This is a genomic window from Mucilaginibacter achroorhodeus (assembly GCF_007846095.1).
GTDB classification, from domain to species: Bacteria; Bacteroidota; Bacteroidia; order Sphingobacteriales; family Sphingobacteriaceae; genus Mucilaginibacter; species Mucilaginibacter achroorhodeus.
This window is the reverse complement of the sequence record NZ_VOEI01000001.1, coordinates 610,520-637,403: the sequence shown is the minus strand read 5'-3', so window position 1 is coordinate 637,403 and position 26,884 is coordinate 610,520. Positions and strand designations below refer to the sequence as shown.

At 43.1% G+C, this 26,884-nt stretch carries 27 protein-coding genes; 16 read left to right on the top strand and 11 right to left on the bottom strand.

The features are described 5' to 3' along the window. The first annotated feature begins 68 nt into the window (after positions 1-68). From FPZ42_RS03025 to FPZ42_RS03000, 6 genes are all read left to right on the top strand, one after another. The gene (locus FPZ42_RS03025; RefSeq protein ID WP_146268996.1) at positions 69-1,166 is read left to right on the top strand and encodes a carboxylate-amine ligase; all 1,098 of its coding nucleotides are present in this window, start codon (positions 69-71) and stop codon (positions 1,164-1,166) included. Between the two features lie 100 nt (positions 1,167-1,266). Next, positions 1,267-2,112 (top strand): type 1 glutamine amidotransferase, encoded by an 846-nt coding sequence (locus FPZ42_RS03020; protein WP_146268995.1) that lies wholly within the window; start codon positions 1,267-1,269, stop codon positions 2,110-2,112. 156 nt (positions 2,113-2,268) lie between these two features. Further along, positions 2,269-3,465, top strand: a complete 1,197-nt coding sequence (locus FPZ42_RS03015) for a hypothetical protein (RefSeq protein ID WP_146268994.1) — start codon at positions 2,269-2,271, stop codon at positions 3,463-3,465. Positions 3,466-3,521: 56 nt separating this feature from the next. Beyond that, entirely contained in the window at positions 3,522-3,683 is a 162-nt protein-coding gene (locus tag FPZ42_RS03010; RefSeq protein ID WP_146268993.1) for a FeoB-associated Cys-rich membrane protein, read from the top strand. Positions 3,684-3,730: 47 nt separating this feature from the next. Next, positions 3,731-7,114, top strand: coding sequence for a glycosyltransferase (locus FPZ42_RS03005; protein ID WP_146268992.1), 3,384 nt, complete (start codon positions 3,731-3,733; stop codon positions 7,112-7,114). 80 nt (positions 7,115-7,194) lie between these two features. After that, positions 7,195-8,496: an esterase-like activity of phytase family protein gene (locus FPZ42_RS03000; RefSeq protein ID WP_146268991.1), complete on the top strand. Its 1,302-nt coding sequence runs from the start codon at positions 7,195-7,197 to the stop codon at positions 8,494-8,496. A 109-nt stretch (positions 8,497-8,605) separates the two neighbouring features. Here the strand turns inward: FPZ42_RS03000 and FPZ42_RS02995 are convergent, their stop codons facing one another. Continuing rightward, positions 8,606-9,403 carry a lytic transglycosylase domain-containing protein gene (locus tag FPZ42_RS02995; protein ID WP_261382211.1) on the bottom strand — a complete coding sequence of 266 codons (798 nt, stop codon included), beginning with the start codon at positions 9,401-9,403 and terminating at the stop codon, positions 8,606-8,608. Positions 9,404-9,636: 233 nt separating this feature from the next. Here FPZ42_RS02995 and FPZ42_RS02990 point away from each other — a divergent pair, with 233 nt between their 5' ends. Both FPZ42_RS02990 and FPZ42_RS02985 read left to right on the top strand, forming a co-directional pair. Further along, entirely contained in the window at positions 9,637-11,040 is a 1,404-nt protein-coding gene (locus FPZ42_RS02990; RefSeq protein ID WP_146268990.1) for a pseudouridine synthase, read from the top strand. A gap of 157 nt (positions 11,041-11,197) precedes the next feature. Beyond that, entirely contained in the window at positions 11,198-12,331 is a 1,134-nt protein-coding gene (locus FPZ42_RS02985) for a lactonase family protein (protein WP_146268989.1), read from the top strand. A 77-nt stretch (positions 12,332-12,408) separates the two neighbouring features. Here FPZ42_RS02985 and FPZ42_RS02980 read toward each other — a convergent pair whose 3' ends face one another. The 5 genes from FPZ42_RS02980 to FPZ42_RS02960 all read right to left on the bottom strand — a co-directional run bounded on the left by FPZ42_RS02980 (position 12,409) and on the right by FPZ42_RS02960 (position 15,849). Further along, entirely contained in the window at positions 12,409-12,897 is a 489-nt protein-coding gene (locus tag FPZ42_RS02980; RefSeq protein WP_146268988.1) for a hypothetical protein, read from the bottom strand. Between the two features lie 65 nt (positions 12,898-12,962). After that, positions 12,963-14,099 carry an N-acetyl-alpha-D-glucosaminyl L-malate synthase BshA gene (gene bshA, locus FPZ42_RS02975; RefSeq protein ID WP_146268987.1) on the bottom strand — a complete coding sequence of 379 codons (1,137 nt, stop codon included), beginning with the start codon at positions 14,097-14,099 and terminating at the stop codon, positions 12,963-12,965. A gap of 205 nt (positions 14,100-14,304) precedes the next feature. Beyond that, positions 14,305-14,718 (bottom strand): hypothetical protein, encoded by a 414-nt coding sequence (locus FPZ42_RS02970; RefSeq protein ID WP_146268986.1) that lies wholly within the window; start codon positions 14,716-14,718, stop codon positions 14,305-14,307. Between the two features lie 87 nt (positions 14,719-14,805). Further along, positions 14,806-15,051: a hypothetical protein gene (locus FPZ42_RS02965; protein WP_146268985.1), complete on the bottom strand. Its 246-nt coding sequence runs from the start codon at positions 15,049-15,051 to the stop codon at positions 14,806-14,808. Positions 15,052-15,159: 108 nt separating this feature from the next. Continuing rightward, positions 15,160-15,849, bottom strand: coding sequence for an SIMPL domain-containing protein (locus FPZ42_RS02960; RefSeq protein ID WP_146268984.1), 690 nt, complete (start codon positions 15,847-15,849; stop codon positions 15,160-15,162). A gap of 348 nt (positions 15,850-16,197) precedes the next feature. On the opposite strand from FPZ42_RS02960, the gene recF reads away from it, so the two are divergent. Continuing rightward, complete coding sequence (recF, locus tag FPZ42_RS02955) at positions 16,198-17,298, top strand: DNA replication/repair protein RecF (protein ID WP_146268983.1); 1,101 nt, start codon at positions 16,198-16,200, stop codon at positions 17,296-17,298. After that, positions 17,291-17,581 carry a DUF721 domain-containing protein gene (locus tag FPZ42_RS02950; protein WP_146268982.1) on the top strand — a complete coding sequence of 97 codons (291 nt, stop codon included), beginning with the start codon at positions 17,291-17,293 and terminating at the stop codon, positions 17,579-17,581. The genes recF and FPZ42_RS02950 overlap by 8 nt, the downstream gene beginning before the upstream one ends. A 4-nt stretch (positions 17,582-17,585) precedes the next feature. Here FPZ42_RS02950 and FPZ42_RS02945 read toward each other — a convergent pair whose 3' ends face one another. Together FPZ42_RS02945 and FPZ42_RS02940 are read right to left on the bottom strand one after the other, a co-directional pair. Further along, complete coding sequence (locus tag FPZ42_RS02945) at positions 17,586-17,786, bottom strand: hypothetical protein (RefSeq protein WP_146268981.1); 201 nt, start codon at positions 17,784-17,786, stop codon at positions 17,586-17,588. Between the two features lie 142 nt (positions 17,787-17,928). After that, positions 17,929-18,348, bottom strand: coding sequence for a nucleoside-diphosphate kinase (locus FPZ42_RS02940; protein WP_146268980.1), 420 nt, complete (start codon positions 18,346-18,348; stop codon positions 17,929-17,931). Positions 18,349-18,472: 124 nt separating this feature from the next. Here FPZ42_RS02940 and FPZ42_RS02935 point away from each other — a divergent pair, with 124 nt between their 5' ends. From FPZ42_RS02935 to FPZ42_RS02915, 5 genes are read left to right on the top strand one after another with little or no spacing between them, the layout of a single operon-like run. Beyond that, a complete protein-coding gene (locus tag FPZ42_RS02935) occupies positions 18,473-19,483 on the top strand; it encodes a DHH family phosphoesterase (RefSeq protein ID WP_146268979.1) in 1,011 nt (336 codons plus the stop codon). 14 nt (positions 19,484-19,497) lie between these two features. Then, positions 19,498-20,463, top strand: a complete 966-nt coding sequence (locus tag FPZ42_RS02930; RefSeq protein WP_146268978.1) for an FKBP-type peptidyl-prolyl cis-trans isomerase — start codon at positions 19,498-19,500, stop codon at positions 20,461-20,463. Positions 20,464-20,517: 54 nt separating this feature from the next. Continuing rightward, positions 20,518-21,504, top strand: a complete 987-nt coding sequence (locus FPZ42_RS02925; protein ID WP_146268977.1) for an FKBP-type peptidyl-prolyl cis-trans isomerase — start codon at positions 20,518-20,520, stop codon at positions 21,502-21,504. 50 nt (positions 21,505-21,554) lie between these two features. Further along, the gene (locus tag FPZ42_RS02920) at positions 21,555-22,322 is read left to right on the top strand and encodes a TatD family hydrolase (protein WP_146268976.1); all 768 of its coding nucleotides are present in this window, start codon (positions 21,555-21,557) and stop codon (positions 22,320-22,322) included. A 39-nt stretch (positions 22,323-22,361) separates the two neighbouring features. Continuing rightward, the gene (locus FPZ42_RS02915) at positions 22,362-23,381 is read left to right on the top strand and encodes an asparaginase (RefSeq protein ID WP_146268975.1); all 1,020 of its coding nucleotides are present in this window, start codon (positions 22,362-22,364) and stop codon (positions 23,379-23,381) included. A 109-nt stretch (positions 23,382-23,490) separates the two neighbouring features. Here FPZ42_RS02915 and FPZ42_RS02910 read toward each other — a convergent pair whose 3' ends face one another. Together FPZ42_RS02910 and FPZ42_RS02905 are read right to left on the bottom strand one after the other, a co-directional pair. Continuing rightward, a complete protein-coding gene (locus FPZ42_RS02910) occupies positions 23,491-24,201 on the bottom strand; it encodes a LytR/AlgR family response regulator transcription factor (RefSeq protein ID WP_146268974.1) in 711 nt (236 codons plus the stop codon). Beyond that, entirely contained in the window at positions 24,198-25,214 is a 1,017-nt protein-coding gene (locus tag FPZ42_RS02905) for a sensor histidine kinase (protein WP_146268973.1), read from the bottom strand. Before FPZ42_RS02905 ends, FPZ42_RS02910 begins: the two co-directional genes overlap by 4 nt. 219 nt (positions 25,215-25,433) lie before the next feature. Between FPZ42_RS02905 and FPZ42_RS02900 the strand changes: the two genes are divergently transcribed. After that, on the top strand, positions 25,434-26,240 hold the full coding sequence (locus tag FPZ42_RS02900; RefSeq protein ID WP_146268972.1) for a DUF3108 domain-containing protein: 807 nt from the start codon (positions 25,434-25,436) through the stop codon (positions 26,238-26,240). 8 nt (positions 26,241-26,248) lie between these two features. Here FPZ42_RS02900 and FPZ42_RS02895 read toward each other — a convergent pair whose 3' ends face one another. After that, positions 26,249-26,809: a cysteine hydrolase family protein gene (locus tag FPZ42_RS02895; protein WP_146268971.1), complete on the bottom strand. Its 561-nt coding sequence runs from the start codon at positions 26,807-26,809 to the stop codon at positions 26,249-26,251. Positions 26,810-26,884 lie beyond the last annotated feature (75 nt).

Below are 26,884 nucleotides of genomic sequence, written 5' to 3'. Positions count from 1 at the left end.
GTGGTCGAGCGGAGCGACGACCGGGTGAGTCAAAACGAACTGTTACAACCAATAACCCCTAACCAATTATGAACGAGTTCACCTTAGGTGTTGAAGAAGAATTTATGGTGATTGACCCTGTGACCAGGGAACTCACATCGCACGAACAGAAGATTGTTGATAGTGCGCAAAAGATACATGAAGACCAGGTGAAGGCCGAAATGCACCAGGCTGTGGTTGAGGTGGGCACACACATTTGCCGTAACACGCAGGAGGCTCGAGCTGAGGTGACCAAACTACGTGGCACCGTAGCCCAACTGGCTGGCGACCTGGGCCTGCGGATAGGTGCCGCGGGCACGCACCCATTTTCGCACTGGCAACATCAATTGATAACAGACCATCCGCGATATTTTGAGATAGTGGATGAGATGCAGGAAGCTGCACGCTCAAATCTTATCTTTGGGTTACATGTGCATGTGGGCATCCAATCGCGCGATATGGCCATACACATTGCCAACCAGGTGCGGTATTTTTTACCGCACGTATATGCGTTATCAACCAACTCGCCATTTTGGGAGGGTCGGAATACAGGATTCAAATCGTTCCGTACCAAAGTGTTTGATAAATTCCCAAGGACGGGAATACCCGATTACTTCGGCAGCATTGAAGAATACGACCGGTACATCAAATTGCTCGTAAAAACCAACTGTATTGATAATGCTAAAAAGATATGGTGGGATATCCGCGTGCATCCGTTTTTTGAGACCATAGAGTTTCGCATTTGCGATTGCCCTATGTTGGTTGATGAAACTATCGCCTTTACAGCATTGTTCCAGGCGTTGTGCGCCAAGCTTTATAAACTGCGGTCACAGAACATGAAGTTTATCAACTATTCGCGCGCTTTGATCAACGAGAACAAATGGCGCGCGGCCCGTTACGGCATCGATGGGAAAATGATAGACTTCGGCAAGGAAATGGAAGTGAACACCCGATCGCTAGTTTTAGAGCTGCTTGATTTTGTTGACGATCTAGTTGATGAGCTTGGCTCAAGGGATGATCTGGCCTACGTACACAAAATACTGGAGCACGGCACCGGTGCGGATAGGCAACTGGCTGTTTATAACCAAAGTAATAACTTTGTAGATGTGGTTGACTATATCACATCACAAACGTTAAAAGGGATTTGAAGCCTCACCTAAATCCTCTCCATAGGAGAGGACTTTAAAAAAAGATTTTAGAACCCTCTCCTTTGGAGAGGACAGGGTGAGGCCTAATTAGAAAAAGATTATGAATACTAACACACCGGAAATTAAGGTAGCCATATTAGACTTATACGATGGCGTGGCAAATGAGGGGATGCGGGGTTTCCGGGAGATACTGGAGCGCTACAAAATGCAGCACAATTTAAATTTAAGCTACCAGGTTTTTGATGTACGCGGCAAGGCAGAAGTGCCGGGCCTGGGTTTTGATGCTTACATATCAAGCGGTGGTCCGGGTAGTCCGCTGGATAGCGAAGGCAGCGTTTGGGAACGCAGTTATTTTAATCTTATAGATCAACTGGAAGATCATAACCTGGGCAACAGCGCCGATAAAAAGCATGTTTTCTTTGTTTGTCACTCTTTCCAGTTGATGTGCCGCAAGTATGGTTTGGGCGAGATCAATACACGGCGGTCGTCGTCTTTTGGCGTGCTGCCTGTGCATATTGTTGGCAACGGGAATAATGAACACATATTTGATGGATTGAGCAATCCCTTTTACACGGTTGATTCGCGTAGCTGGCAAGTGATAAATCCAGATGAAAAGCGTTTTAAAGATTTAGATATGGAGCTGGTTGCACTTGAAAAGGAGCGCCCGTACGTTGACTTGCCCCGTGCTATGATGGCGATAAGGTTTAGCCCGTACTTTTTTGCAACACAATTTCATCCGGAGGCTGATGCGCACGGAATGAGCATGCTGTTACAGCGCGAAGATAAAAAAGCCGACGTGATAGAAGAGCACGGCGAAGCGAAATACAACGAGATGATAGAGCGCCTGGAAGACCCGGATAAGATAGTACACACACAGCACACCATCATTCCCAATTTTTTGAATAAGGCATTGCTGAAGTATGAGAAGTTGGAACCAAGAGTGTAAGACGGTGCGCCAAAATATCAAATGTCATTGCGAGGAGCGTCAGCGACGTTGCAATCTCATAGCGAGTTTTAACATATATCCTATGAGATTGCCACGCTATCGCTCGCAATGACATAATTTGGCAGTTTGTACGCATTATTTAAAACATCATCACCCATGAACCCATCTGTCAGAACCGTATTTAATCAAAACTTCACTGAAGAAAAATATGCCGATTTTCTGGTCGACCTTAATGCAGGACTGGATAAGCCGGTAGAGTTTCGCGTGGCAGAAACCCCCGTTTTCCTAACAGACGATTTTAGGGATAAACTGGTACAGGCAGGGCAGGAGATAATAGATGTTGTAACCGCACCGGGCTTTAAGGAACTGAGCGAGCGTGCCATACCTGATAAGTGGCGCGTTGCCAACGAGAATGACCATCCTCACTTTATAGCGCTGGATTTTGGGGTTTGTAAAGATGAGGCGGGCAACATCGTTCCTAAGCTGATAGAGATGCAGGGCTTCCCGTCGCTGTATGGTTTTCAGTTGCACCTGGCCGAAACTTATCGCCATACCTTTAACGTGCCTGGTAATCAAACCATTTTTTTTAACCAGCTAAGTAAAAGCAGTTACATAGATCTGCTAAAGGAAACCATCTTAGGCCCGTACCAGCCCGATGAAGTGGTACTGATGGATGTAAACGCGCCCGAACAAAAAACCGCTGTTGATTTCTATCTTACAGAACGATACATTGGTACCCCGATAATTTCACTTGCCGATCTGATACAGGAAGGCGATCAGCTTTTTTACCATAACGCTGATGGTGAAAAGAAACGGATAAGGCGGATCTATAACCGCCTGATATTTGACGAGATAGAAAGTGATCAGAACATATTTGATAAAGTAGTTGATATACGCCAACCCCTTGATGTGGAATGGATAACGCATCCTAACTGGTTTTATCGAATCAGTAAATACACCATTCCATTCCTAAAAGGGAATTATGTGCCGCAAACACAGTTTGTAAATAAGCTGGCAACAATTCCTGATGATTTGCATAATTATGTGCTTAAGCCGCTGTTTAGTTTTGCGGGGCAGGGCGTTATCATTGATGTAATGGATGATGATATAGAAAAACTGCCTGACCCTGAGAACTGGATACTGCAGCAAAAAGTTGATTATGTGCCCGTTGTCGAATCGCCGGATGGTGGCGTTAAGGTGGAGATAAGATTGCTGTATCTTTGGCCCGATGGGCATAATAAACCTACCCTTGCGATAAACCTGGCAAGGTTAAGCAGGGGTAAAATGATTGGCGTACGCTACAATAAGGATTTTGACTGGGTGGGCGGCACGGTGGCTTTTATGCATAAATAGCTTTTTATACTTTTTTGCCGTGCATAACGTATATATTTAATACTTAATTTTGTAGCATGAATATTCAGGTTGTTATCATAGCCATATTATTTATTGTAGCTATTGCTTACGTTGGCCGCATTATTTATAATAGCTTATTCGCAAAAAAAAGCTGTGGCAGTAATTGTAAGTGCGGTGTCGATTTTTCTGGTATAGAGCCGGGCAAACAATCAAAATAATACACACTACATAACCACCTCATCAACTTAAACTTCAAGATCCATTAATGTCCTCAAACAACAGGCAGATATTTCAGGCCGATAACCCCGGAAGGTGGAACCGTTTTAAATGGCTTAGTCGTGTATTACTTATAGTTTTTGTAGTTGGCGTTGTTGCTGCCGTTATTACGGTAACATCAAAAGAATACCCTGCATTGCCGGTTTTGGATCCTACACCAAAACGGATAGCCAAAGAAGACCTTAATGCTTTCAAAAAATCTAAAAGATACCGCGATTTTACAATCGAAAAGGCGGAGATAGAGCAACTGGCACGCGCGCGCCGTCTGCACCAGCTCAAGCACCCAAACAACGCTAGGCGTATTAACGCAGCTTTTTATAAAGCATGGGAATCACAGGCTTACACATCCCTGGTAGAGAGTATGCCTCACCTGGATATGATCATATCTGAGGGTTTTTCTTTTTCGCGCAATGCCGATACGCTCACTACTGCCATTGATACCGGTTTGATCAACGTAAACAAGCGCTTTAAAAAGCAGGTACTTGTTACCTTATCCAACTACGTAAACATTGATAATAAAACCGGCGAATTTGATACCAAGGATGTACAGCGCATCTTTAAAAGCAAAAAGTTGCGTACCGCTTTCATCAACAGTATGGTGGGGGTGTTAAAGCATTACAACTTTAATGGTGTTAACGTTGAGATTGAAGATATTAAAAACCGTAACAGCAAAGAGTATATTGCCTTTCAGAATGATCTTTACCGGATATTTAAAGCCAATGACCTGCTGGTAACACAAAACGTTGCTCCTGATGATGAAGAGTACGACCTTAAGCGCCTGCAGCATGTAAACGATTATTTGTTTGTGATGGCCATAGATGAACACAACGACGGCACCAACTCCGGCGACGTGGCTCACCAGCACTGGGTAGAGGAGATTTTGGATCATGTTTGTTCTCTTATACCGAGCGAAAAAGTGATCTTAACGCTTGCCAGCGGCGGGTACGATTGGCCCGAGGGTAGCGTTGGGCAATCCATAGGTTATCAGCAGGCAATAGGTACTGCACAGCAGAAAAATAAAAAGATAATTTTCGATTCCAACTCGGCCAATTCACACTACACTTATTTAGGTAATGATGGTCTCGACCACACCGTTTACTTTGCCGATGCAGCTACCAACTTCAATGTTATGCGCATGGCTGACGATTGGGCAACGGGTGGCGTGGCCCTTTGGCGCTTAGGTGGTGAAGACCCGCGCTTGTGGACCTTCTTCCGCAAAAACCTTTCGATAGACTCGTTAAAGAAAACCGGCGTCGAGATAAAAAGGCTAACAACCGTAGGTTTAAATAATAACATCAGTTACGCTGGTGATGGCGAGGTGCTGGACCTGATAACTGTACCTAACAAAGGAGAGATCGATATTTCGATGGATCCGAAAAATTTTATCATTACCAGTCAGTACTATAAAACTATACCCACCAAATACGTTATCCGCAAGTATGGTTACAAGCCGGGTAAAATTGTTCTAACTTTTGATGATGGTCCCGATCCTGATTATACGCCACGGATATTAGATATTCTGAAGCGTGAGAAAGTTCCCGGATCTTTCTTCGTGGTGGGGTCAATGGTAGAGAAAAATATACCTCTGCTCAAACGTATTTATGATGAAGGATATGAAATTGGTAATCACACGTTCTTTCACCCTGATATTTCTACCATAAGCCTTGAGCGGGTTAATCTGGAGCTTAACTCCACCCGTAAGTTGATCGAATCGGTAACCGGGCATAGCACCATACTTTTCCGCCCGCCGTTTAATGCCGATGCCGAGCCGCAAACGCTTGCAGAGGTTATCCCGGTGGCCGAGAGCCGCAGACAAAGCTATATTACCATAGGGGAGTCTATCGACCCATGGGATTGGCAGCCTGGCGTTACAGCTGATAGCATCATCGCCCGTACCATTCGCCAGAAAGACAATGGCAGTATGATTCTGTTGCACGATGCGGGTGGTGATACGCGCGAAGAAACGGTGAAGGCTCTCCCGGCCATCATCCATTTCTTTAAAAAGAACGGCTACGAGTTTACCACCATTGCTGATATCCTAAATAAAAAGAAGATCGAACTGATGCCGGTAGCTACCGATGAGCAGAATTTCTGGGGGCATTACTACGATATTGTTGTGGTAGGGTTCTTCCTGGGTAATAAGTTCTTCTTCTACGTGTTCTTGTTTGCGATATTCCTGGCAATGGGTCGTATTATCCTTATAGGTATACTGGCAACAAGGCAGTTTAATGATAACAAGAAGATACAATACACGGCGCATGAATTGCCGCCGATAAGTATTATTGTGCCGGCTTATAATGAGGAAGTAACGGCAACGAAAACCATCGAAAGTTTGCTAAAGACCGAATACCCGGTATTCAACATCATTTTTGTCGATGATGGTTCAAAAGATAGTACCTACAAAGTGGTAAGCGAAGCTTATGCAAATCACCCTAAGGTAACGGTGCTCACCAAGCCTAACGGGGGCAAAGCTTCTGCTTTAAACTTCGGTATAAGCCATGCAACCAACGATTATGTGATCTGTATCGATGCTGACACCCAGCTCAAAAATGATGCTATTTACCACATGATGACCTATTTTACTGACGAGCAGATAGGGGCAGTGGCAGGTACGGTGAAGGTGGGTAACGAAACCAATATGATCACCAAGTGGCAGTCGTTAGAGTATATAACCGCTCAAAACATGGACCGCCGGGCGTTTGACATCATTAATAGTATTACGGTTGTGCCTGGCGCTATTGGTGCTTTCCGCAAGTCGGCTATATTCAGGGCTGGCGGTTTTACTTATGATACGCTTGCGGAGGATTGTGATCTTACCATGCGTATCCTTAAAGAAGGCTACGTAGTGAAAAACTGTGCCGAAGCGATAGCCTACACCGAAGCACCTGAAACATTAAATGCACTGCTTAAACAACGTTTCCGCTGGAGCTTTGGCGTTATCCAGAGTTTCTGGAAAAACCGGGATGCTTTATTCAATAGCAAGTTCAATTACTTTGGTATGGTTGGGATGCCTAACATCCTGATCTTCCAGATCATCTTGCCGCTATTTTCACCACTGGCCGATCTCATCATGATATTAGGTTTATTCGGTAGCCACCCTGAAAAAATGCTGGTATTTTATGTAGCATTCCTGCTGGTCGATTTTATAGTGGGTGCAATCGCTTTCCGTATGGAAAAGGAACCGTACGGTAAATTGGTATATCTGATACCGCAGCGCTTTATATGGAGGCAACTGATGTATTACATCTTATTCAAATCTATCCGCAAAGCTTTAAAAGGGGAGTTGAACACATGGGGTGTATTAAAACGTACCGGTAATGTGAAAGTGAAAAAGGCAGGGCTCGTAGGCGGCGGAGACGAGCCACCGGTTTAATATACATTAACGTTGATAATGGCTTAACGCAAGATTAATAATGCTGAAGTTCTTTTGCGGACAATTTAACTACTCCTCAAATGAACAAAAATTTACTAACTATTCTTGCTGTTGCTGCCCTTAGCTTTAGTGCTTGTAAGAAAGACCGTGTTGCAATTGATCCGGTTACCACGGTAAGCTATCCTGATATGGCAGAGGCATCAGATCCTGCTGTGCTTTTTACTACTGCTGCCGGTGTAAAAGTTTACAACGGTGGTTTTGGTTCTGCTTTGGCTGCTGATCCTAACGACCCAACCGTATTTTACCTAATGACAGACCGTGGCCCAAATGTGGCCGGTACTGCTGCAAACTCTATAATATTAGGCAAAGCTGATTTTACCCCGGCAATTGGAAAATTCCGTTTAAAGGATGGTAAACTCGTTTTAGAGCAAACCATTGCCTTTAAAAATGCTGCCGGCGCCAACCTTAATGGTTTGCCTAACCCAACAGGGCAGGGTGCAACTGGTGAGGTACCTTACGATCTTAACGGTAATGTTTTACAAACCAGTGCCGATGGTATCGACTCTGAAGGCCTTGTGCGTGCCGCAGACGGCTCTTTTTGGGTGAGCGACGAATACGGCCCGCACATTGTCCATTTTGATGCTACAGGCAAAACTATAGAGCGTATTAATCCATTTGGCACCGGCACCGGCGGAAGGAAGATCCCCTTGGTGTTTGCAAAGCGTCGTGCTAACCGCGGTATGGAAGGCCTGGCTATCACACCTGATGGAAAAACACTGGTAGGTTTAATGCAATCGCCAATGTACAACCCATCAAAAGCAGCAATCGGCAACTCTGTTGTGTTGCGTATTCTTACTTATGAAATTGCAACCGGCAAAACCAAACAGTACGCTTACCTAATGGATGATCCATCGCTCACCGGCTGTAGCGAGATCACGGCCGTTAACGCAACCACGTTCCTTACTATCGAGCGCGATGGCTTATATGGTGGTGCTGCAACTAATCCGGCAAAATTTAAAAAGATCTTTAAGATCGATATCAGCAATGCCACGGATATATCAGACCCTGATAACGGAGCCAATGGAAAACTTTACGGTGGTAAAACGGTAGAAGAACTGGGTACCACAGCTGGTCTGCAAGGTGCAGGCATCACCCCAGTTACAAAAACATTGGTTTTAGATCTTTTAAAAGACCTGCCAACTGTTTACCCGCATGATAAGGCCGAAGGTATCACGCTGCTTCCGGGAAACATCCTGGCTATATCAAATGATGACGATTTTGGTGTGGTGGATAATGGCTCAAATACCTTTGCCCAAAAGCTATTGCCGTTAACAGGCAAGGTAGACCATAACAGCATTTATTTTGTAAAAATCAAGCTGTAATAAAAAGGCCTAATTAAATTCTTATAAACGCTATGGCGTATAAAACAAAGGCCCCCGCCAACTGGCAGGAGCCTTTTCATTTTTTGTGCTCCGTAATTTATACAATTACTTAATTGTAAGCTACCAAAAAAGATGGCAGCTGATGTAGATGATTATAGCTGTAAAAGTTCTTATAACCGTATTTTTCAGGGTTCGTGATGATCTCCTTCATGGCTATAAGTTTGTAAACGTAAGAACCGGTTTCGCGGTTAAGGCTCATGCGGAAATAATTATCCTCATTTTGCTTGTTAATGGCGCGTTCCAGTTTAATAGAACCATTGTTGTAAGCTGCTGCAGCAAGCGTCCAGCTGTTAAACTCCTGGTAAAGCTCTTTGATGTACTTACAAGCTGCTATGGTTGATTTGCGCAGGTTAAGGCGTTCATCAACCCGGCGGTTAACCCTTAAGCCATAGGTGCGGGCGGTACCAGGCATAAATTGCCATACCCCACGTGCACCCTTTGGCGACGTACCTCCACGTAAGCCTGATTCAACTAAAGGCACATATTTAAAATCTTCGGGGATACCGTAAGCTCTTAAGATTGGCTCGATAATTGGAAACACTTTATCGGCTTTAGCATGTAACACGTTTGACTGTACAGTTTTATACCTGTGTTTTGCTATCGATTTTTTTAATTTAAAATCTACTTTTTTGTCGTCAAGCGGTAGCGCTTCGTCAGCAAAATTGTAAGCTGCTTCTTCTGCTTCAGCGGGCTTGCTGAAAAGGAGATTTGCAGGTACTAAAACAATGTGTTTTGCTGCCGGCATAACCGGTGTTGTACTGAAAATGTTGAGTGCGGAAATGATAACCATCACTACGATTACGGAGCACGTAATTAAGTGTTTTTTAGTCATTTCTTTTCTATCCATTAATTAAACATTTTGGTAAGATGTGCTGCAAAGGTACGTTATATGAGGCAGACTGTCAAACAGTTAGTAGGTACTTAGTGTTTTGAGAATTTAAAAAAGGGTACAAAATCGGCGTTTAAAGTGGTTTAAACGCCGATTTTTAAACAGGTAAAAAAAAATAAATTAGCGGGTTAAAATCCCGGAAATTTCGTACTTTTGACCCTTCACGCTGCGAAAGCGCAAAACAAAAATATATGGTATTTAAAAGACCAACCGGTAATCGCGACGATAAGCCAAACAGAAATTCAGGCAGCCAACGTGGCGGTGCCGAAAGCACGAAAAGAACGTCTTCTTCCGCTCCCTACGGAAGCCGTGACGCGGATAGTAAACCGTACGGTAACAGAAGGCAAAACACAACAAATCCAAAACCATTTTCCCGCAAGGCAGAGTTCGGCGATAAAGAACCGGGCAAGCGTTTTGATGCGTCATCAGCTGGCGACAGAAAACCATTTGCCGGGAAAGGCAAGCCATATACAGGCCGTCCCGAAGGAGGCGACCGCCCATACAATGCACGCCCTACCGAGGGTGACCGCCCAAAGCGCAATAACTATGGCGAACAGGCAGGCGGTAAAAAAGCATTTGGTAAAGGCAAACCATACGCAGGCAGGGCTGAGAACAGCGACCGCCCTTATGGAACTCGCTCTACCGAAAAAAGTGACCGTCCTTATGGCGCACGTCAGACAGAAGGGACAGATCGTCCTAAAAAATCATTTGGCGAAAGCCGTGGCACTGGTTATACCAACAGCACGGGTAAAAAAGATTTCAAAAGCACAACATCAGGTTACAGAAAACGCGAAGGTAGCGAATTTGAAGGTGGCAACGAAGGTTCTTCAAGAACTATGCGCAGCCGCAAGAATGCACCTGCTGCAACGGCTAAAGACGATGGCCTGATAAGGCTGAACCGTTATATTGCTAATGCCGGCATATGCAGCCGCCGTAAAGCGGATGAGCTGATACAGGCAGGTGTGGTATCTGTAAACGGCGAGGTAGTATCTGAATTGGGTTATAAAGTTGATCCGAATAAAGATCTTGTACGTTACAACGGTGAGCCGCTTAAACGCGAGCGCATGGTTTACGTATTGCTAAACAAGCCAAAAGATTATATCACCACTACTGATGATCCTCAGGAGCGCCGTACGGTTATGCACCTGGTAGAGAAAGCCAGCCGTGAACGTATTTACCCCGTTGGCCGCTTAGACCGCAACACAACAGGTTTGCTGCTAATGACCAATGATGGTGATTTAGCTGATAAGCTATCGCACCCACGCAATAATATTGTTAAATTATACAATGTAGAGTTGAATAAAAGCCTAACCCAGGGCGACCTTAACAAAATAGGTTTTGGTTTAGAACTGGAGGATGGTTTCATTAAACCGGATAGCGTATCTTATGTAACCGGTGGAACTAAGAAAGAAGTAGGTATCCAGATCCATAGCGGTAAAAACCGCATTGTACGCAGGATATTTGAATCATTAGGGTATGAGGTTGTAAAGCTTGACCGTTCGGTTTATGCAAATTTAAATAAGAAGGACCTTCCTCGCGGCCGTTGGAGATATCTTGATGAGAAAGAGATCATCCAGTTAAAACACCTGGTATAATACAATAATAGTGAAGGGCGCCTGATAAGGCGCCTTTTGTATTTAAACTTAACGGTGTGCGGCGGAGTCATACCATCATCAGGCGAAATGTAAAATTTTGTAAAGCTGTTATAAAATCAGGATTTTACTACCTTGCATTCATAAACCAAATTTCTTGATGAAAAAGATTTTATTTTGCGCTTTGGCAATGTTCCCTGGGCTGGTTTTTGCTCAGAAGAAACACATGGGACCAAAATCATACGACCTTGTGGTAGGTACTTACACCAGCGGCACCAGCAAGGGTATATCAGTATACCGTTTTTACCCGGAAAGCGGTAGGTTGGCTTACTTAAACCAAATTGAAGGTGTAAGCAATCCGTCGTACTTAGCGGTATCAAATAACAACAAATTTATTTACGCTGTTAACGAGAACGATCAGGGTGAAGTAAGCGCATTTCATTTCGATGGTAAAACCGGCAAAATGGATTTCATTAACAAGCAATCTACCCTTGGTGGTGCGCCTTGTTATGTGACTGTTGACAAGGGGCAAAAGAACCTTTTGGTTGCAAATTATTCAGGCGGCAACATCGCTGTGCTGCCATTGAATGAGGATGGCTCTATTGCCCCGGCTGCATTGACCATCGCTGGCGATAGCAGGAAACTGGGTCCTAACAAAGAGCGCCAGGAAAAATCGCATGTACACACAGCAGTATTATCACCCGACGAGAAACAGGTTTTATATACAGATTTAGGTGCCGACCAGATCCACATAGCTAAATATAAAGCAGCTAAGAAAGATCAAATTTCACAAGGCACGGTTATTTCAGTTAAGCCGGGCGATGGCCCAAGGCACATAGCTTTTTCTAACGATAAGAAGTTTATGTACCTGATTACGGAGATGGGTAGTTCGGTTGTGGTATTTGACTATAATAGCGGCAAACCTAAGCAACGCCAGGAAATATCTTTATTGCCTGATAACCCTAAAGGACAAACCGGCGCTGCAGACATCCACTTATCGCCAGATGGTAAGTTCTTGTATGCATCAAACCGCGGCGATTATAACGATATATCTTTTTTCTCGGTTAACCCGGAAAATGGCGAGTTAACATTCGTTCAACGTACGCCATCAGGTGGTAAAGGCCCGCGTAATTTTATTATCGATCCATCAGGTAAATACTTGCTGGTAGCACATCAGTATACCAATGACATTGTGGTTTTCAAGATAGACCAGGAAACCGGCAAATTGATACAAGCAGTTAATCGTGTTGAAATTGGTAACCCGGTTTGTTTGAAATTTGCTGCTGTTGAATAAACGTTCAATAACCCCATAAAAAAGAGAAAGCCCGAAGCATTATGCCCCGGGCTTTCTCTTTTATGTTAAATGCAGGATTATTGCTTTGTAAAGGTGTACACTACATAGCCTGTACCGTTACCTACGGCAACAGGTGATAGTAAACTCATGTTTGTGCTGGTGATCTGGCCGATATTAAGGCGGTAACCTTCTGCAACGTTTTTAGCTTTATCGCCTTCAAACAATTTTTTGAATTGGAATTGTGTGCCACCGTTACCATTGAAAACAGACCAAAAAATAGTTTGAGACTGGCCATTGGTAAGCGAGTACATGCCGTTACCGCTGTTGGTTAACTTCCAGGTGCTGCCTATGAAAGCTGCGGGTGGTGCCTGGTCAAATACATTTTGTACTGCATTTGGTAAAAGGCCCTGATAGCTTACATCATTACAAACCCAGGTACCTACAAATTTACCGCGTGATACATTACCAGACGACATGCCCGATTGTGTGTTTTGGGTAGATGAGCAGGCTGAAATAACAAAGGTTAGGGCTAATACTGCAATTGCTGTTTGGAATATCTTTTTCATGGTTGATTTGGTTATTATTTTTTGTTGTGTGTGTTTTTGCTAATAACACAAATCAAGCCAAAAGGTTACTGGTTTTTGCTGTTTTCTATTACTTCTTCGTAATAGCGCTCATACAGCGGCATTATATTACTTAGTTGCAATTGTTTAGCTCGTTCAAGCGCATTTTCCTTAAACTGCTGTAAGCGTTCATCATCTTCCAATATATATATTGCTTTCTCGGCCATTCCCTCAACGTCGCCAACATCTAACAGGAAACCGGTAACACCTTCTATATTTAGCTCAGGAAGGCCGCCGGCATTACTGCTTATAACCGGTACTTTACAGGCCATGGCCTCAAGAGCCGCCAAACCAAAACTTTCTGATACAGACGGCATCAGGAACAGATCGGCAACAGATAAAATCTCTTCAACCGCATCCTGTTTACCCAGGAAACGCACATGCTCGCTTATGCCCAAAGAGCGGCTTAATTTTTCGCAAGATGAACGCTCACCGCCATCGCCAACCATTAACAATTTGGCCGGTATGGTTTTAATAACACGGGCAAACATCTCTATCACATCTTCTGTACGTTTAACCTTGCGGAAGTTAGATGTATGTACCATTATTTTTTCGCCGTTGGGAGCGATCGCTTTTTTAAAGTGATCCTTAGGTTTAAGGCTAAAGCGCTGCATATCAATAAAGTTAGGTATCACACGTATATCTTTCTCTATCTTAAAGTATTTGTAGGTATCGGCTTTTAAATGTTCAGACACGGCTGTTACACCATCAGATTTATTGATGGAAAATGTGACTACGGGCTTTAGCGTGTTATCCTGGCCCACCAAAGTAATATCGGTACCATGCAAGGTGGTTATAACCGGTATGCTAATGCCGTAGGTGGCTAGTATCTGTTTGGCCATAAACGCCGCCGAAGCATGCGGTATAGCGTAATGTACGTGCAGCACATCCAATTTTTCAAAACGTACTACATCAACAAGGCGACTTGCAAGTGCAAGTTCATAAGGCGGATAATCAAATAGCGGATATTGTGCAACCGAAACCTCGTGGTAAAAAAGATTTTCAGAAAAGAAATCTAACCTGGCAGGCTGGTTATAAGTAACGAAATGGATCTGGTGGCCGCGGTCGGCGAGGGCTTTGCCCAATTCAGTTGCAACAACGCCGCTACCACCAAAGGTAGGATAACAAACTATTCCTATTTTCATTGAAATTGAAAGATTTAAGCCCTCGAAACAGGGCTTAGCGGCCATGCTTTAGAGCATGCAAGTTTAACAGCATTTTATTATAAATGTGTTACAGGGGTGTAAAATGATTGTGGCAGAGGCGCCGGGGCCAATTAAATGCTTCAACAGCGTTCGCGTCATCGGCGGAACGAAGCAGACTACTTTATGGAATAGAGATTAAGATAAATTAATTACCTACACCAGCCACCCACTTCAATAATGAAGCATCGATGATGTTATTGATGGCGTTAAGAGCAGCATTGCTTTTAGATTCCTTCTTCAAGTCTTCATGATAGATCATGTGATCAACACCTAAAACTTTAAGGGTAGAATCAGCACGCGGACTTTCTTTTTGCTTATAGCAACAGATCTTAATGTTCTTGTAGAAAATATTTGATTGCAAACGTCGCAGCACGCGCTCCATGTGGTCAGCCATGTGGGCATGGTCAAACAATATTACATGGGGTTTAAGCTCGTGTATGGTTGGGAATATCGTGGTAATAGCCGAAATATGTTTAACGTTATCGTACTCGGCCAGTAACTGGTCGGGGAATATGCTCGGCGCTACCAAAAGAACTTTTTTGGAACGGGTACGTATCATGGTCAACTAATTAAGGGGTTTGTAAAGATAAAACGTATCTTTTACAATGTCAACCATTTATACGCGCAAACGGGCAAAAGGATACTGTTAATGTAAAGGTCGGGCGTCTGCAGTATCAACTGCGCTCCGGCCAGATGGATCTGCATTGCCGCCGTTCATCTTACCGCTATCATTCTTGGTACTGTCGGCAGCCTTTGTGTTGTTAGGGTCGCCGGTGCCTGCTTTTGCAACGGTATCTTTTGTTCCGCCAAGCGTTGAATTACTGCGGTCGCCACAGGCAGTTAATGTTGCAGAAAGTATTAGTACAGCTGCTATATATTTTAAAGCTTTCATGAGGCCGTTTGGTTTGTTAGTTATTATTTAACATGCCCCTAAACCAAATGTTTGCAACAAAAAACGGCGGACCATAAAGCCCGCCGTTTAACTTATATATTGATTTGATTATTTTATCTCGAAAATAGCATTGATCTGGAAGCTCAGTTTGATCTTACGTACATCAATGTCAGACTCAGGCGTAGCATCACCAGCCATATTGGCCTTTGCCATAAACATTACATTACGTGGCTGTGGGAAGTTGCTGTTGTCGCTTTCGGTGATGTTGAGTGCGCTTCCAAGTTTATCGCCCAGGCCGTTAACTAAAAATGCTGCCTTATCGCGTGCAGATAATAAAGCTTGTAGCTTAAGCTTGTTTTTGATCTCGTTTATTTTAGAGTAATCGTAACTATCGATGTTTGTAGATTGTATGCCTTTTGCATCAAGTTTGGCAATTATCTGGTTAAACTTGTTTAGGTCATGAAATTTGATTCCATAGGTTTTGCTCGCCAGAAAGTCCGGGTTCTTTTTCTTTTCGGTTGTATAGTTCCATGATGACAGGCTGTTAACGGTAAAATCTTCTTTAGGGATACCTGCCTGCGCAACGGCTTTTTCCAGTTGCTGCTCTAATTGTGTAATGGTTACTTTGGTTTTGCCATTCATGTATTCTTTAAGCGAAATACTAACGTTGATAATATCTGGTGTAACCTCCTGCTCGGCAGTGCCGGTAACTTCAATTTTGCGGCGTAGGTCAGCGCTTTGTGCAAAGGCGCCAAGGCTGGTTAATGCGAATACGGCTAATAAAACAAATTTTTTCATAGTACTTAGTGTTTGTTATGTAGATATTATTACGGCAATAAAGTTTAATATGAAACAGAAAAAAATAATATATATGGCCTTAAACTGATGAGTGAGGATTGTGTTTGATGCCCACTCTAAATTGCGAAGCGTTCATGAACATCCATAATGATCACTCGTGAATAATCTTTCCGGATAGCCGAGACTTTCAACATCTTTTTACCCACCCCAACATCGCTACGCTTGTTGGCCCTCTCTTCGCTGCGCGAAAAGAGGGTTAGTTGCTTAGAAAAATCACCCCCTCTTTGCGAAGCAGAGAAGGGGCAGGAGGAGAGTCCCAAATAAAAATTGTAAATTTGATCTCTCACTATGTACCTGCAACACCTCTCTTTTATCAACTTTAAAAATTACGCCGAAGCAGAGTTATCACTCGCCGAAGGGGTAAATGCTTTTGTTGGTAATAACGGGGCTGGCAAAACCAATTTGCTTGATGCGGTGCATTACCTTTCGCTTTGCAAGAGCTACTTTAACCCTATAGATAGTCAGCAGATAAAACAGGGCGCTGATTTCTTTATGATCAACGGGACGTTCCAGAAGAACGGTGGAAAAGAAGTGGTTGCCTGTGGTGTTAAGCGAAATCAAAAAAAACAATTTAAGCGAAATAAAAAGGATTACCAGCGACTTGCTGATCACATCGGCCTGCTGCCTTTGGTAATGATTTCTCCATACGATATAAGCATCATTATAGAGGGTAGTGAAGAACGCCGTAAGTTTATAGACAATGTGATTTCGCAAACAGACAGCAAGTATCTGGATGAGCTGATTGCTTATAACAAGGTTTTAGCTAACCGCAACAGTCTCTTAAAGCAAATAGCAGATAAAGGCCGCTATGACCCGGAACTGCTAAGTATTTATGATGAGCAACTGGTATCATCAGGCACGCGCATATTTGAGAAACGCCGTGTGTTTATGGATGCCTTCACGGAAATATTTAACCGCCATTACCAGTTTCTAAGTCAGGATGCTGAGCGTGTTGAGCTGGCTTATGAGTCGCCCTTGTTGCAGGATAACTTTGCCACTCTGCTAAAAAAAAATATGGAGCGCGACAGGATATTGGAGCGTACGTCCCTGGGTATCCATCGCGACGATCTGCAGTTTAACATTCATGGTATGTCCATGAAAAGGTTTGGCTCTCAGGGGCAGCAGAAATCGTTTTTAATAGCCCTTAAACTTGCCCAGTATACATTTTTAACGCAAACAAAAGGCTTTAAGCCGCTACTGCTATTAGATGATATTTTTGATAAGCTTGATGATAACCGCGTTACCAAACTGATGCAAATGGTATCAAACAATAACTTTGGGCAGGTTTTTATAACCGATACCAGTATGGAACGGGTGCAAGCTATTTTTGAAAAAATAAATGTTGAGGTGAAATTATTTAAGGTAACGGAGGGTAATATAGATGCGTAAGGCTAACGATAAATCTATTAAGGATGCCATTGAGCAAATGCTTAATGTTTATAAGATAAAGCGCCGTTTTGATGAAACCCATGTAGTAGCTGCCTGGCCTGATATTGTGGGCAAAAGCGTTGCTAACCGTACTAAAGAATTGTTTATAAGAGATAGAAAGCTATTTCTTCGTATCGAATCATCAGTTATCAAAAATGAACTGGTAATGATGCGCCAGCAGATCATTCAGAAAATAAACGAAGAAGCTAAAAGTACTTTGGTTGATGATATAATCTTTTTGTAAAAGATTATCTGCTGCGTGAGTAGCGTAAACGATGGCTTACTTTACGGAAGCTATCATCCATTATCTGCGAGAAAGCCAAGAGGAAAATACCGGGGAAAATAAAGGCAAACTGCGCTTCTGGGTGGTTACGAAAAATATCCATTGAAGCAACTACGATACTTACGATAATGATGGAGTAAATAACATATTTGAATACTAACTTCATGGTAATTGGCTTTCGTAAAACGCAGACTGTCTTTGCGTTGTAAAGATAAAAAATCAACTTTAACAAAACAAATTAAAATATGTTAAAAGGGGTTGCAACGCATTTGGTTACAACCCTTTGTTTTGTAAAGTGCCTTTAACGCTTAGAAACGCTCAAATGCAGAGAAAAAGAAGTTGCCTTCGATCTCGGCATTTTCATCAGAATCTGATCCGTGGATGGCGTTTGCATCAATTGATTTTGCAAAGCGGTTACGGATAGTACCTTCTTCTGCCTTGCTTGGGTCGGTAGCACCGATAAGTTTACGAAAATCTTCAATAGCGTTATCTTTTTCAAGTATAGCTGCTACAATTGGGCCTGATGACATAAAGGCAACAAGATCATTAAAGAAACCACGCTCTTTGTGCACCGCGTAAAATTCGCCGGCTTTTTCCGCAGGCAGTGCAGTATACTTAAGGGCTACAATTTTAAAGCCTGCTTTAGTGATCTGATCAAGTATTGCACCAATGTGGCCGTTTGCTACCGCATCGGGCTTTATCATTGTAAATGTTCTGTTAGTTGCCATGTAAATCTACGTTGTATTTGAGGGCGCAAAATTAGCGTTTTATAACTGAAACCTAAAGCTTTTGCTTTAAATATAGTGCGCGTATTTGATTAATTTATTTAGCTTTGCCTTTCTTTAAAAATTGATGTTGGATTTAGCCTCGCTTACAGATTTCTTATCCCAGCCCCGCAAAGTAGTGATCACCACCCATCATAAACCTGATGGCGATGCTATGGGCTCATCATTAGGGATGTACAATTATCTGATACAGCAAGGCCACCATGCAAAGGTGATAACCCCAACAGATTACCCCGATTTCCTTACCTGGATGCCGGGTAACGAAGAAGTCATCATCTTTACAGAAAACCAGGAACTATCAGCTCAATTGGTAGCAGAGGCTGAAATTATTTTTTGCCTTGACTTTAATTCATTAAACCGAATTAACGAACTGGGCGAACTGGTTAGGGCGAGCAATGCCTACAAGGTAATGATAGACCATCACCTGGAGCCTGAAGATTTTGATGATTACCGCCATTGGGACATCAAAGCTTGCGCTGCTGCGCAACTGGTTTACACATTTATTGCAGATCAGTTAAATAATAAGGCACTCATCAATAAAGACGTAGCTACTTGTTTGTACACCGGCATCATGACGGATTCCGGATCATTCAGGTTACCAAATACCACATCGGAAGTACACCGCATAGCTGCAGAACTGATAGACGCCGGCGCAAATAACTCCCGCATCCATGAGCTGGTTTATAACAGCGCATCTGAAAATCGTCTGCGCTTTTTGGGCTATTGCCTGGCTAATTGTTTAGAGATATTGCCTGAATATAATACCGCAATAATTGCTGTAAGCAAACAAGATATTCAGCGTTTTGACGTTAATACCGGCGATACCGAAGGTATTGTTAACTACGCATTGTCAATAGCGAGCATACGTTTAGCAGCTTTCATTGTAGACAGATCTGAGAAAGTTAAATTATCCCTGCGCTCAAAAGATGAGTTCCCGGCTAACGAGATCTGTAAAAAATACTTTGCCGGCGGTGGTCACCGCAATGCGGCTGGCGGGCAGTCTGACGAATCTTTGGAAGCAACCGTAGAGAAATTTAAATCTATTTTACCCTCTTATAAAAAACTATTAATACAGTAACATTAAAAACAGAAATGAGAAAGAACTTAATGATAATGGCAGTTGCCGCCCTGGCATTTGCAGGTTGCAAAAGCGGTTTTAAACAAGCCGACGGCGGTTTGCTTTACAGCTTCCGTACAGATAAAACCGGTGCTACCATTAAAGAAGGCGATTTTGTAAGTGCAGACCTGATTTTGAAAAACGAAGCAGATTCTGTTATGGGCAGTACTTATGATATGGGCCGCCCTGCACCGCTTATCTACCAAAAACCACAACGTAAAGGTGATATCACTTCTATATTCCCGTTATTGAGCGAAGGCGATAGCGTAACCATTAAAGTGAACATTGATTCAATGTTTACAAAAGGCCAGCCAAAACCTCCGGGTCTTAAAGGTAAATACCTTATTTATGAAGTCAAAGTTCAAAAAGTAATTGCCAAAGGCGGTGCAAGTGATCCTGTGTTCCAAAAACATATCAGCGATTACTTCCAGGCGCAAAAAGAAGCAATGTTAAAAAAAGAGCCTGCGGCTATGAACAAGTATGTTGCTGATAAAAACCTTAAAGTAACTAAAACAGCATCTGGTATTATGTACCAGATTACCAAACCGGGTAGCGGCCCAAACATCCAGGTTGGTGATACAGCAGTTTTAAACTATACCGGCAGATTGTTGAATGGTAAAGTATTTGACAGCAGCTTACCTGAGGAAACTAAAAAGATAAAAGGTTATGATCCTCGCCGTAAACCGGAGCCAATTAAAGTTAAGGTTGGCGCAGGTAATGTTATCAAAGGTTGGGACGAAGGCTTGTTGTTGCTAAATAAAGGTGCAAAAGCAACTTTTGTTATCCCATCAGAGCTTGGCTATGGCGAGCAAGGCATCGGCAATGGCGTTATACCAGCATACGCTCCGCTTACATTTGATGTGGAGATCCTTAATATTATCAAAACCGATCCTAACGCACCAAAGGCTACGCAGCCAATGATGATGCCGCAGGGAAGATAGTTAGTTATTTAATTTACAGCCTCCCGGCAAACCGGGGGGCTTTTTTATTTAAAAATGAAGAAGATAGTTTATCTGCTGGCTTTAACAGCTTTAACGTTTAATGCGTCAGCACAATTTAAAAAAGCTGATAACGGCGTTCAGTACCAGATCATTTCGCAAACGCCAGGTCGTAAGCTGGCCCCTAATGATGTTATTACATTTAACGTTGTGCAAAAGAACGATAAGGATTCTGTTCTTTTCAGCACGTACAAACAGGGACAACCGGTAAAAACTCAGATCAGGGCAACCAATAATCCGGCAGACCTGATGAATATTTTTACGCTGATGAGCGTGAACGATAGTGCATGTGTAAAAGTGCCGGTAGACTCCATATTTAAAGGGCACGAAGAACAAATGCCGCCTAACTTTAAAAAAGGTAGTGATGTGGTTTTTAATCTTAAAATATTAAAAGCTCAAACCCTTGAAGAGGCAATGGCGGAGCGTAATGCTGCCATGGCAAAAATTAAGGCTGAAGGTGAAAAGCGCAAAGTAGAAGAAGCCGGTTTATTAGCTAAATATATAGCGGACAATAAATTGTCGCCTAAGACAACGGCATCTGGATTAAAATATATTGTAAGAGAGGCTGGTGCAAAACCAAAGCCGCTTAACGGCGATACCGTATTTGTTAATTATACAGGTCGCACTATTGATGGTAAGGTTTTCGACAGCAGTATTGAGGCTGACGCAAAAGCGGCAGGTTTGCAGCAGCCGGGCCGTACTTACGAGCCAATCAGTTTTGCATTGGGCTCACACCGCGTTATACCTGGTTGGGATGAGGGCCTGGCACTGCTTAATGAAGGTTCTAAGGCAACGTTCTTGATCCCGTCTAACCTGGGTTATGGCGACCGTGCCATGGGCGATGACATTAAGCCATACTCAACATTGATCTTTGATCTCGAGCTGGTGAAAGTAGTAAGGGTTAAACATGCCCCTGCAACCAAAACGCCTGTTAAAAAGAAAAGCGGTGTGAGAAAGCGCACTACAATCAAGAAGAAAAGTTAAAATGACATATCAAAAGCCTTCAGTAATGGAGGCTTTTTTATTTTTGTAATATGGTATTAACAGATACACACACCCATTTATATTACGAGACGGATGCGACCAAACGCAATGAACTCATGCTGCGCTGCAAGCAAAATAACATCGACAGGTTGTTTTTGCCAAATGTGGACGCGGCATCAGTTCCGCTTATGTTTGATCTGCTGCAGGCTTACCCGGATAATTGTTACCCCATGCTGGGTTTACATCCGTGCTCTGTCAAAGAGAATTGGGAAGAAGAACTTGCCGTTATACACCCTGCTATTCATCAGCATAAAATATATGCAATAGGAGAAATAGGAATAGACTTGTACTGGGACAAAACTTTTCTTGCCGAGCAGATCCAGGCTTTTAAGCTGCAGATAAAGTGGGCTAAAACCCTAAGCTTGCCAATAGTGATACACTGCCGTGATGCTTTTGATGAAGTTTGCCAGGTTTTGCTTGAAGAGCGCGATGAAAAACTGCGCGGTATATTCCATTGCTTTAGCGGAAACCTGGAGCAAGCGCAAAAAATAATTGGTCTGGGTTTTTATCTGGGTATTGGCGGCGTGGTTACTTACAAGAATGCCGGACTGGACAAAGTGGTAGAACAGATAGATCTGAAACACATTGTTTTAGAAACCGATTCGCCTTATTTAACACCGGTACCGTACCGCGGTAAACCTAACGAAAGTTCATACCTGATATATGTTGCCCAAAAAGTTGCCGACCTGCATAAAACCTTCGTTGAAGAGGTGGCTGAAATTACCACAGCCAATTCAAAGGCCGTTTTTGGCATATAATAACTATATTTACCGCCGTTAACCCCGAAATAATCCTAAATGAGCCAGATCCTGATCATCTATACCGGAGGGACAATCGGTATGATGAGCGACCCTGTTACAAAAGCACTGGTGCCCATTAACTTTGAACAGATAATGGACAATGTGCCCGAGCTTGAAAAGCTTAATTGTAAAATCAAAGTCCACTCGTTTGAGCAAATCATCGATTCATCAAACATGAATCCTCAGATTTGGGGCGAATTGGCAGCACTCATCGAAGCTAATTATGAAGAGGTTGATGGCTTTGTGATCCTGCATGGCTCTGACACCATGGCCTACACGGCATCGGCTTTGAGCTTCATGCTTCAAAATTTAAATAAGCCGGTTATTTTCACCGGGTCGCAGTTGCCTATCAGCGCGGTGCGCACCGATGCTAAGGAAAACCTGATGACGGCTATTGAGATAGCCAAAGCAAAAAAGAACGACCGCTCGCGTGTGCCGGAGGTTTGTATCTATTTCGATTATAAACTTTTCCGCGGCAACCGTGCCTTTAAATATAACTCATCAAAGTTCGAGGCATTCCGCTCGCCAAACTATCCTATTCTGGCAGAATCTGGTGTACACTTGCGTTTCAGTGTAAATGATATTCGCCAGCCGGGCGAAGGCCCGCTTAAGATCCATAACCACATGGTTAGCGATGTTGCTGTGCTTAAACTTTACCCCGGAATTGGTCCGAAGGTAGTTGAAGCCGTTGTGAATGCCGATGTACGTGGCATCGTAATGGAGACCTTTGGCGCCGGTAATACCACAACCGACCAGTGGTTTGTTGACCTGCTGAAGAACGCCATCGACTCGGGCAAAGTGATATTGGATATCTCGCAGTGTAAAGTAGGTTCGGTTGAGCTTGGCCGCTACGAGACCAGCAAACAGCTTAAAGATATTGGCGTAGCCAGCGGTTACGACATGACCTTTGAAGCTGCTGTTACCAAAATGATGTACTTACTGGGCGAAGTCATCGACCCGGTAGAAGTAAGGCGCTGCCTTGAAAAAGATCTTAGGGGAGAGCTTACGGAGTCATAAGACCGCTTTTTCGTTTCATTGCGGCGGGCAGTGTTCACGTTCACGGCATGAACACTCGTGAACACCGTGAACGCTGACAGGATTTTGTCAGTATAATTTGCGATTACTTTCAAAACATCCTCTTGGTCACAACTTCCATAAACCCGTCCCTGAATTTATCACTTACAGGTATTTGCTTGCTGCTAATATAAATGTGGTTGTCTTGTACCTTGCTGAGTAAACTCGTGTTAACGATGTAAGAATTGTGCACCCGGACGAAAGGCGGCTGTAATTGCGCTTCTATTTCTTTTAATCTGCGGTACACTAACAACTCTTCTTTGTTGGTTACCAAACGAACATATTCTTTCTCTCCTTCAAAGTAGAGCACTTCGTCAAGTGATATCCGGCTTAAAACCTTGCCAGATTTGATGAAAAAATAATTGTTGTTAATTTGATCGGGTAATTCGGCAGGTGGGGTGTTCGTTGTAAAGGCAGCTTCTATTTTTTGTGTTGCCGCTAAAAAGCGTTTAAGCGTAATAGGTTTAAGCAGGTAATCAATGGTTTTAAACGAATAGCTATCGGCAGCATGTTCGGCATATGCTGTTGTGAAAACTATTTTAATTGAAGCAGGTAATAATGCGGCTAACTCCATGCCCGTTAGGTGGGGCATATTAATGTCCAGAAATACAAAATCGACCTGCTTCTCTTTTAAAAAGGCTAATGCCTCTAAGGCATCATAACACTTGCCCATCAGTTGCCAGTGGGTAGTTTGAGCTATCAAAACTTCCAGCAGGTATACCGCGTTGGGTTCATCGTCAATAATTAAACACTTTAAACTCATGCCAGCGGGATATTTAGCTTTGCCCTAAATTCTTTACCTAAGTTAGAGGTAGTCAGTTCAAAATTGTTACCGTACAAAAGTGACAGCCGCTTATGCAAGTTACTTAGCCCAAATCCCGAGGAGTTTTTCGCAGAATGTTGTGCGGGGATGTTGTTGGCTACAGTATATAACAGCCTTTCGTCCTGATAAATTAATGTGATAATGCATTTATTATTAGCGCTGCTTTTATCAATACCGTGCTTAAATACGTTCTCAATAAATGTCATCAGCAACATAGGAGGTACACTAACATCAGGGAAATTCTCTTTAATGATCTCAATCTCTACGCCGTAGCGTATCCTTATTTTTTCTAACGCGATGTAGTTCTCAATAAAACCGATCTCTGTTGAAAGGCTTACCTTATCTTTACGACTCTCATCAACAAAATATCGCATGATCTCCGATAGCTTTTCTATCAACCCCGCCGTACGGGGCGACTCCAGGTAAGCCTCGTAGTAAATATTATTAAGCGTATTGAATAAAAAATGGGGCTGTACCTGTGACTTTAGCAGGTTGAGCTCTGCCTGCTTTTTTTGAGCGATGATCGCGTCTGATTGCTGTTTTAGCACAAAATAAGCTATGGCTATCCTGAAAATAAAGCTAAGCAAAAACACCATAACGCCGCCCAGTACAAAGGTGAGGATAGCTTTGTTGCTCATTGGCTCGGGGTGTTTGGCAAACAGCGTGTTGTAAATATGCATAGTTACAAACGCCCGGATAAACCCCATACCCGCCAGGAAAATTATCACCGCGGCTATGTAAAGCACGATTTTCCCCTTCTGATACAACCGGGGGAAAAACAGCAGGATGTTGCCGTACACAATGGCCGCGTAGAAAGCACTGTTAAGCAACGCATAAACTGCTGCCTGCAGCATACCATCCATAGCTGTTAGCGACAAGAAAAGTACCAGGTATACAAATCCCCATATCATCCATTGCAGTTGCGATAATGTAGGCTTTGGCTTAAATAACATCCTTAAAAATATGAAGCTTTATTTGGCAGACGGTGCTATTTAAACAGAGCACCTTCTTTTTTAAACTATAGACCATTTTTCTTCAATAATGTTACCGCAATGCCACTTATTGAAAGTTGCTGCCCATCTGTTAGAAATACCGGGCGAGAGGTTGATTTGAATATTTTGATTGCACGCTAAGCCGCAGTTTTGTGCCATAATAAAAACCTATCATAACAAATGAAAGCAACAACCATTACACTATTAGGCCTGGCGGCAATTCTGCTATTTTCGGCTAAGTCACAGATGGCACACGCACAGGTAGATACCATTCGTGTTAATGATCACCGTTTAAATACTGCTGCATTGAAACCCGGCTTGCGGCAGTACCTCGTTTATTTCCAAAATACAAAAATCCCCAAGATGTTAAGATTTTGGTTTTGGCTCCGCGATACTAAAATAGGCCAGCGAAACGGCGAAAAAGTTTTTGCTACCACACAGCATTGGTATGGCAGTGATACCATCAGCTACCGTAGCGGTTACTCAATAAATCGCGCATCTGATTTTGCACCGGTCTACCACTCTGAAGTCATTAACGGAAAAATGGGTGCTTACAACTGGTTTGCTGATAAAGTTACAGGTGCTGATAGTATTGCCACCAATACCAAAAAGGATTTTAAACTTGAATTTGATAAGCCCTGTTTTAATTGGAATTTGGACATAGAAACATTTGAGATGCTGCCACTTGAGGCAGGTAAAACCTTTGCCATTAACTTTTACGATGCAGGTTTTGGCAAACCAACATTTGTTAATTACAAGGTAACCGGCAGCGAGGTATTGTTAACCTACAACGGACAAAAGATAGATTGTTGGAAACTCTTTAACGAAAGTGATAACGCAGGCAGGCACTTTACGCAAACATTTTGGATAAGTAAAAAAGCCCACGAGTTTTTGAAGGAGGAAGACAGCTTCCCTGGTGGCTATCGTTACAAGGTAAAAATGCCGGCCGCCGCTGCAGATATTTCATCAAGATTTCAAAAGCCGTAAACCGGAGATCAATCTAATCCTTCGCACCATTCATCAATAGTTTTCATTCCGGCTTGCCGTGGGAATACTTTGGTTAAAAGTACACGGTGGGTTTCCTCATCGGCATCAAAACAACCGTCGGCAAGTATGGTAAGTTGAAGATCTTTATCTGCAGCTTCTCTCGTGGTGGATAATACTACACCACTGGTTGATACTCCCGCCAGCACCAAATGCTTTACGTTTAAACCGCGCAATACTACATCAAGGTCGCTGCCGGTGAAAGCGCTAAAGCGTTTTTTGTAAACGATTATGTCGCCCGTCTGGGGCGCAACGTCCGGATGAATATTTGCAAAATCAGGATTATCAAACCGTGAGCGCGCAGCGTCAAAAAATTGGTTGTTGCTGCTTACTTCGGGCGTACCGGGCCTAAATGATAATGCCACATAAATAACAGGTATCTGATGAGCGCGCGCTGCATTTGCCGCTTTGTTTACGCGGTCAAGCAATTCAGCCAACTTGTCGTTGGGCATACCGGCTAATATTGCAGGTTGCAGGTCCATCAATAATAAAGCTGTATTTGCTGTTGCCATGGTTATATTAATATTATTAACATAACGCTAAAAGCGTACTGCTGTTGGATGTGCGGCAGAAAATCATGCTATTGT

Coding starts and splice junctions, on each gene's coding strand:
- FPZ42_RS03025 (WP_146268996.1), top strand. CDS start 69: ATGAACGAGTTCACCTTAGGTGTTGAAGAAGAATTTATGGTGATTGAC.
- FPZ42_RS03020 (WP_146268995.1), top strand. CDS start 1,267: ATGAATACTAACACACCGGAAATTAAGGTAGCCATATTAGACTTATAC.
- FPZ42_RS03015 (WP_146268994.1), top strand. CDS start 2,269: ATGAACCCATCTGTCAGAACCGTATTTAATCAAAACTTCACTGAAGAA.
- FPZ42_RS03010 (WP_146268993.1), top strand. CDS start 3,522: ATGAATATTCAGGTTGTTATCATAGCCATATTATTTATTGTAGCTATT.
- FPZ42_RS03005 (WP_146268992.1), top strand. CDS start 3,731: ATGTCCTCAAACAACAGGCAGATATTTCAGGCCGATAACCCCGGAAGG.
- FPZ42_RS03000 (WP_146268991.1), top strand. CDS start 7,195: ATGAACAAAAATTTACTAACTATTCTTGCTGTTGCTGCCCTTAGCTTT.
- FPZ42_RS02995 (WP_261382211.1), bottom strand. CDS start 9,403: ATGGATAGAAAAGAAATGACTAAAAAACACTTAATTACGTGCTCCGTA.
- FPZ42_RS02990 (WP_146268990.1), top strand. CDS start 9,637: ATGGTATTTAAAAGACCAACCGGTAATCGCGACGATAAGCCAAACAGA.
- FPZ42_RS02985 (WP_146268989.1), top strand. CDS start 11,198: ATGAAAAAGATTTTATTTTGCGCTTTGGCAATGTTCCCTGGGCTGGTT.
- FPZ42_RS02980 (WP_146268988.1), bottom strand. CDS start 12,897: ATGAAAAAGATATTCCAAACAGCAATTGCAGTATTAGCCCTAACCTTT.
- bshA (WP_146268987.1), bottom strand. CDS start 14,099: ATGAAAATAGGAATAGTTTGTTATCCTACCTTTGGTGGTAGCGGCGTT.
- FPZ42_RS02970 (WP_146268986.1), bottom strand. CDS start 14,718: ATGATACGTACCCGTTCCAAAAAAGTTCTTTTGGTAGCGCCGAGCATA.
- FPZ42_RS02965 (WP_146268985.1), bottom strand. CDS start 15,051: ATGAAAGCTTTAAAATATATAGCAGCTGTACTAATACTTTCTGCAACA.
- FPZ42_RS02960 (WP_146268984.1), bottom strand. CDS start 15,849: ATGAAAAAATTTGTTTTATTAGCCGTATTCGCATTAACCAGCCTTGGC.
- recF (WP_146268983.1), top strand. CDS start 16,198: ATGTACCTGCAACACCTCTCTTTTATCAACTTTAAAAATTACGCCGAA.
- FPZ42_RS02950 (WP_146268982.1), top strand. CDS start 17,291: ATGCGTAAGGCTAACGATAAATCTATTAAGGATGCCATTGAGCAAATG.
- FPZ42_RS02945 (WP_146268981.1), bottom strand. CDS start 17,786: ATGAAGTTAGTATTCAAATATGTTATTTACTCCATCATTATCGTAAGT.
- FPZ42_RS02940 (WP_146268980.1), bottom strand. CDS start 18,348: ATGGCAACTAACAGAACATTTACAATGATAAAGCCCGATGCGGTAGCA.
- FPZ42_RS02935 (WP_146268979.1), top strand. CDS start 18,473: ATGTTGGATTTAGCCTCGCTTACAGATTTCTTATCCCAGCCCCGCAAA.
- FPZ42_RS02930 (WP_146268978.1), top strand. CDS start 19,498: ATGAGAAAGAACTTAATGATAATGGCAGTTGCCGCCCTGGCATTTGCA.
- FPZ42_RS02925 (WP_146268977.1), top strand. CDS start 20,518: ATGAAGAAGATAGTTTATCTGCTGGCTTTAACAGCTTTAACGTTTAAT.
- FPZ42_RS02920 (WP_146268976.1), top strand. CDS start 21,555: ATGGTATTAACAGATACACACACCCATTTATATTACGAGACGGATGCG.
- FPZ42_RS02915 (WP_146268975.1), top strand. CDS start 22,362: ATGAGCCAGATCCTGATCATCTATACCGGAGGGACAATCGGTATGATG.
- FPZ42_RS02910 (WP_146268974.1), bottom strand. CDS start 24,201: ATGAGTTTAAAGTGTTTAATTATTGACGATGAACCCAACGCGGTATAC.
- FPZ42_RS02905 (WP_146268973.1), bottom strand. CDS start 25,214: ATGTTATTTAAGCCAAAGCCTACATTATCGCAACTGCAATGGATGATA.
- FPZ42_RS02900 (WP_146268972.1), top strand. CDS start 25,434: ATGAAAGCAACAACCATTACACTATTAGGCCTGGCGGCAATTCTGCTA.
- FPZ42_RS02895 (WP_146268971.1), bottom strand. CDS start 26,809: ATGGCAACAGCAAATACAGCTTTATTATTGATGGACCTGCAACCTGCA.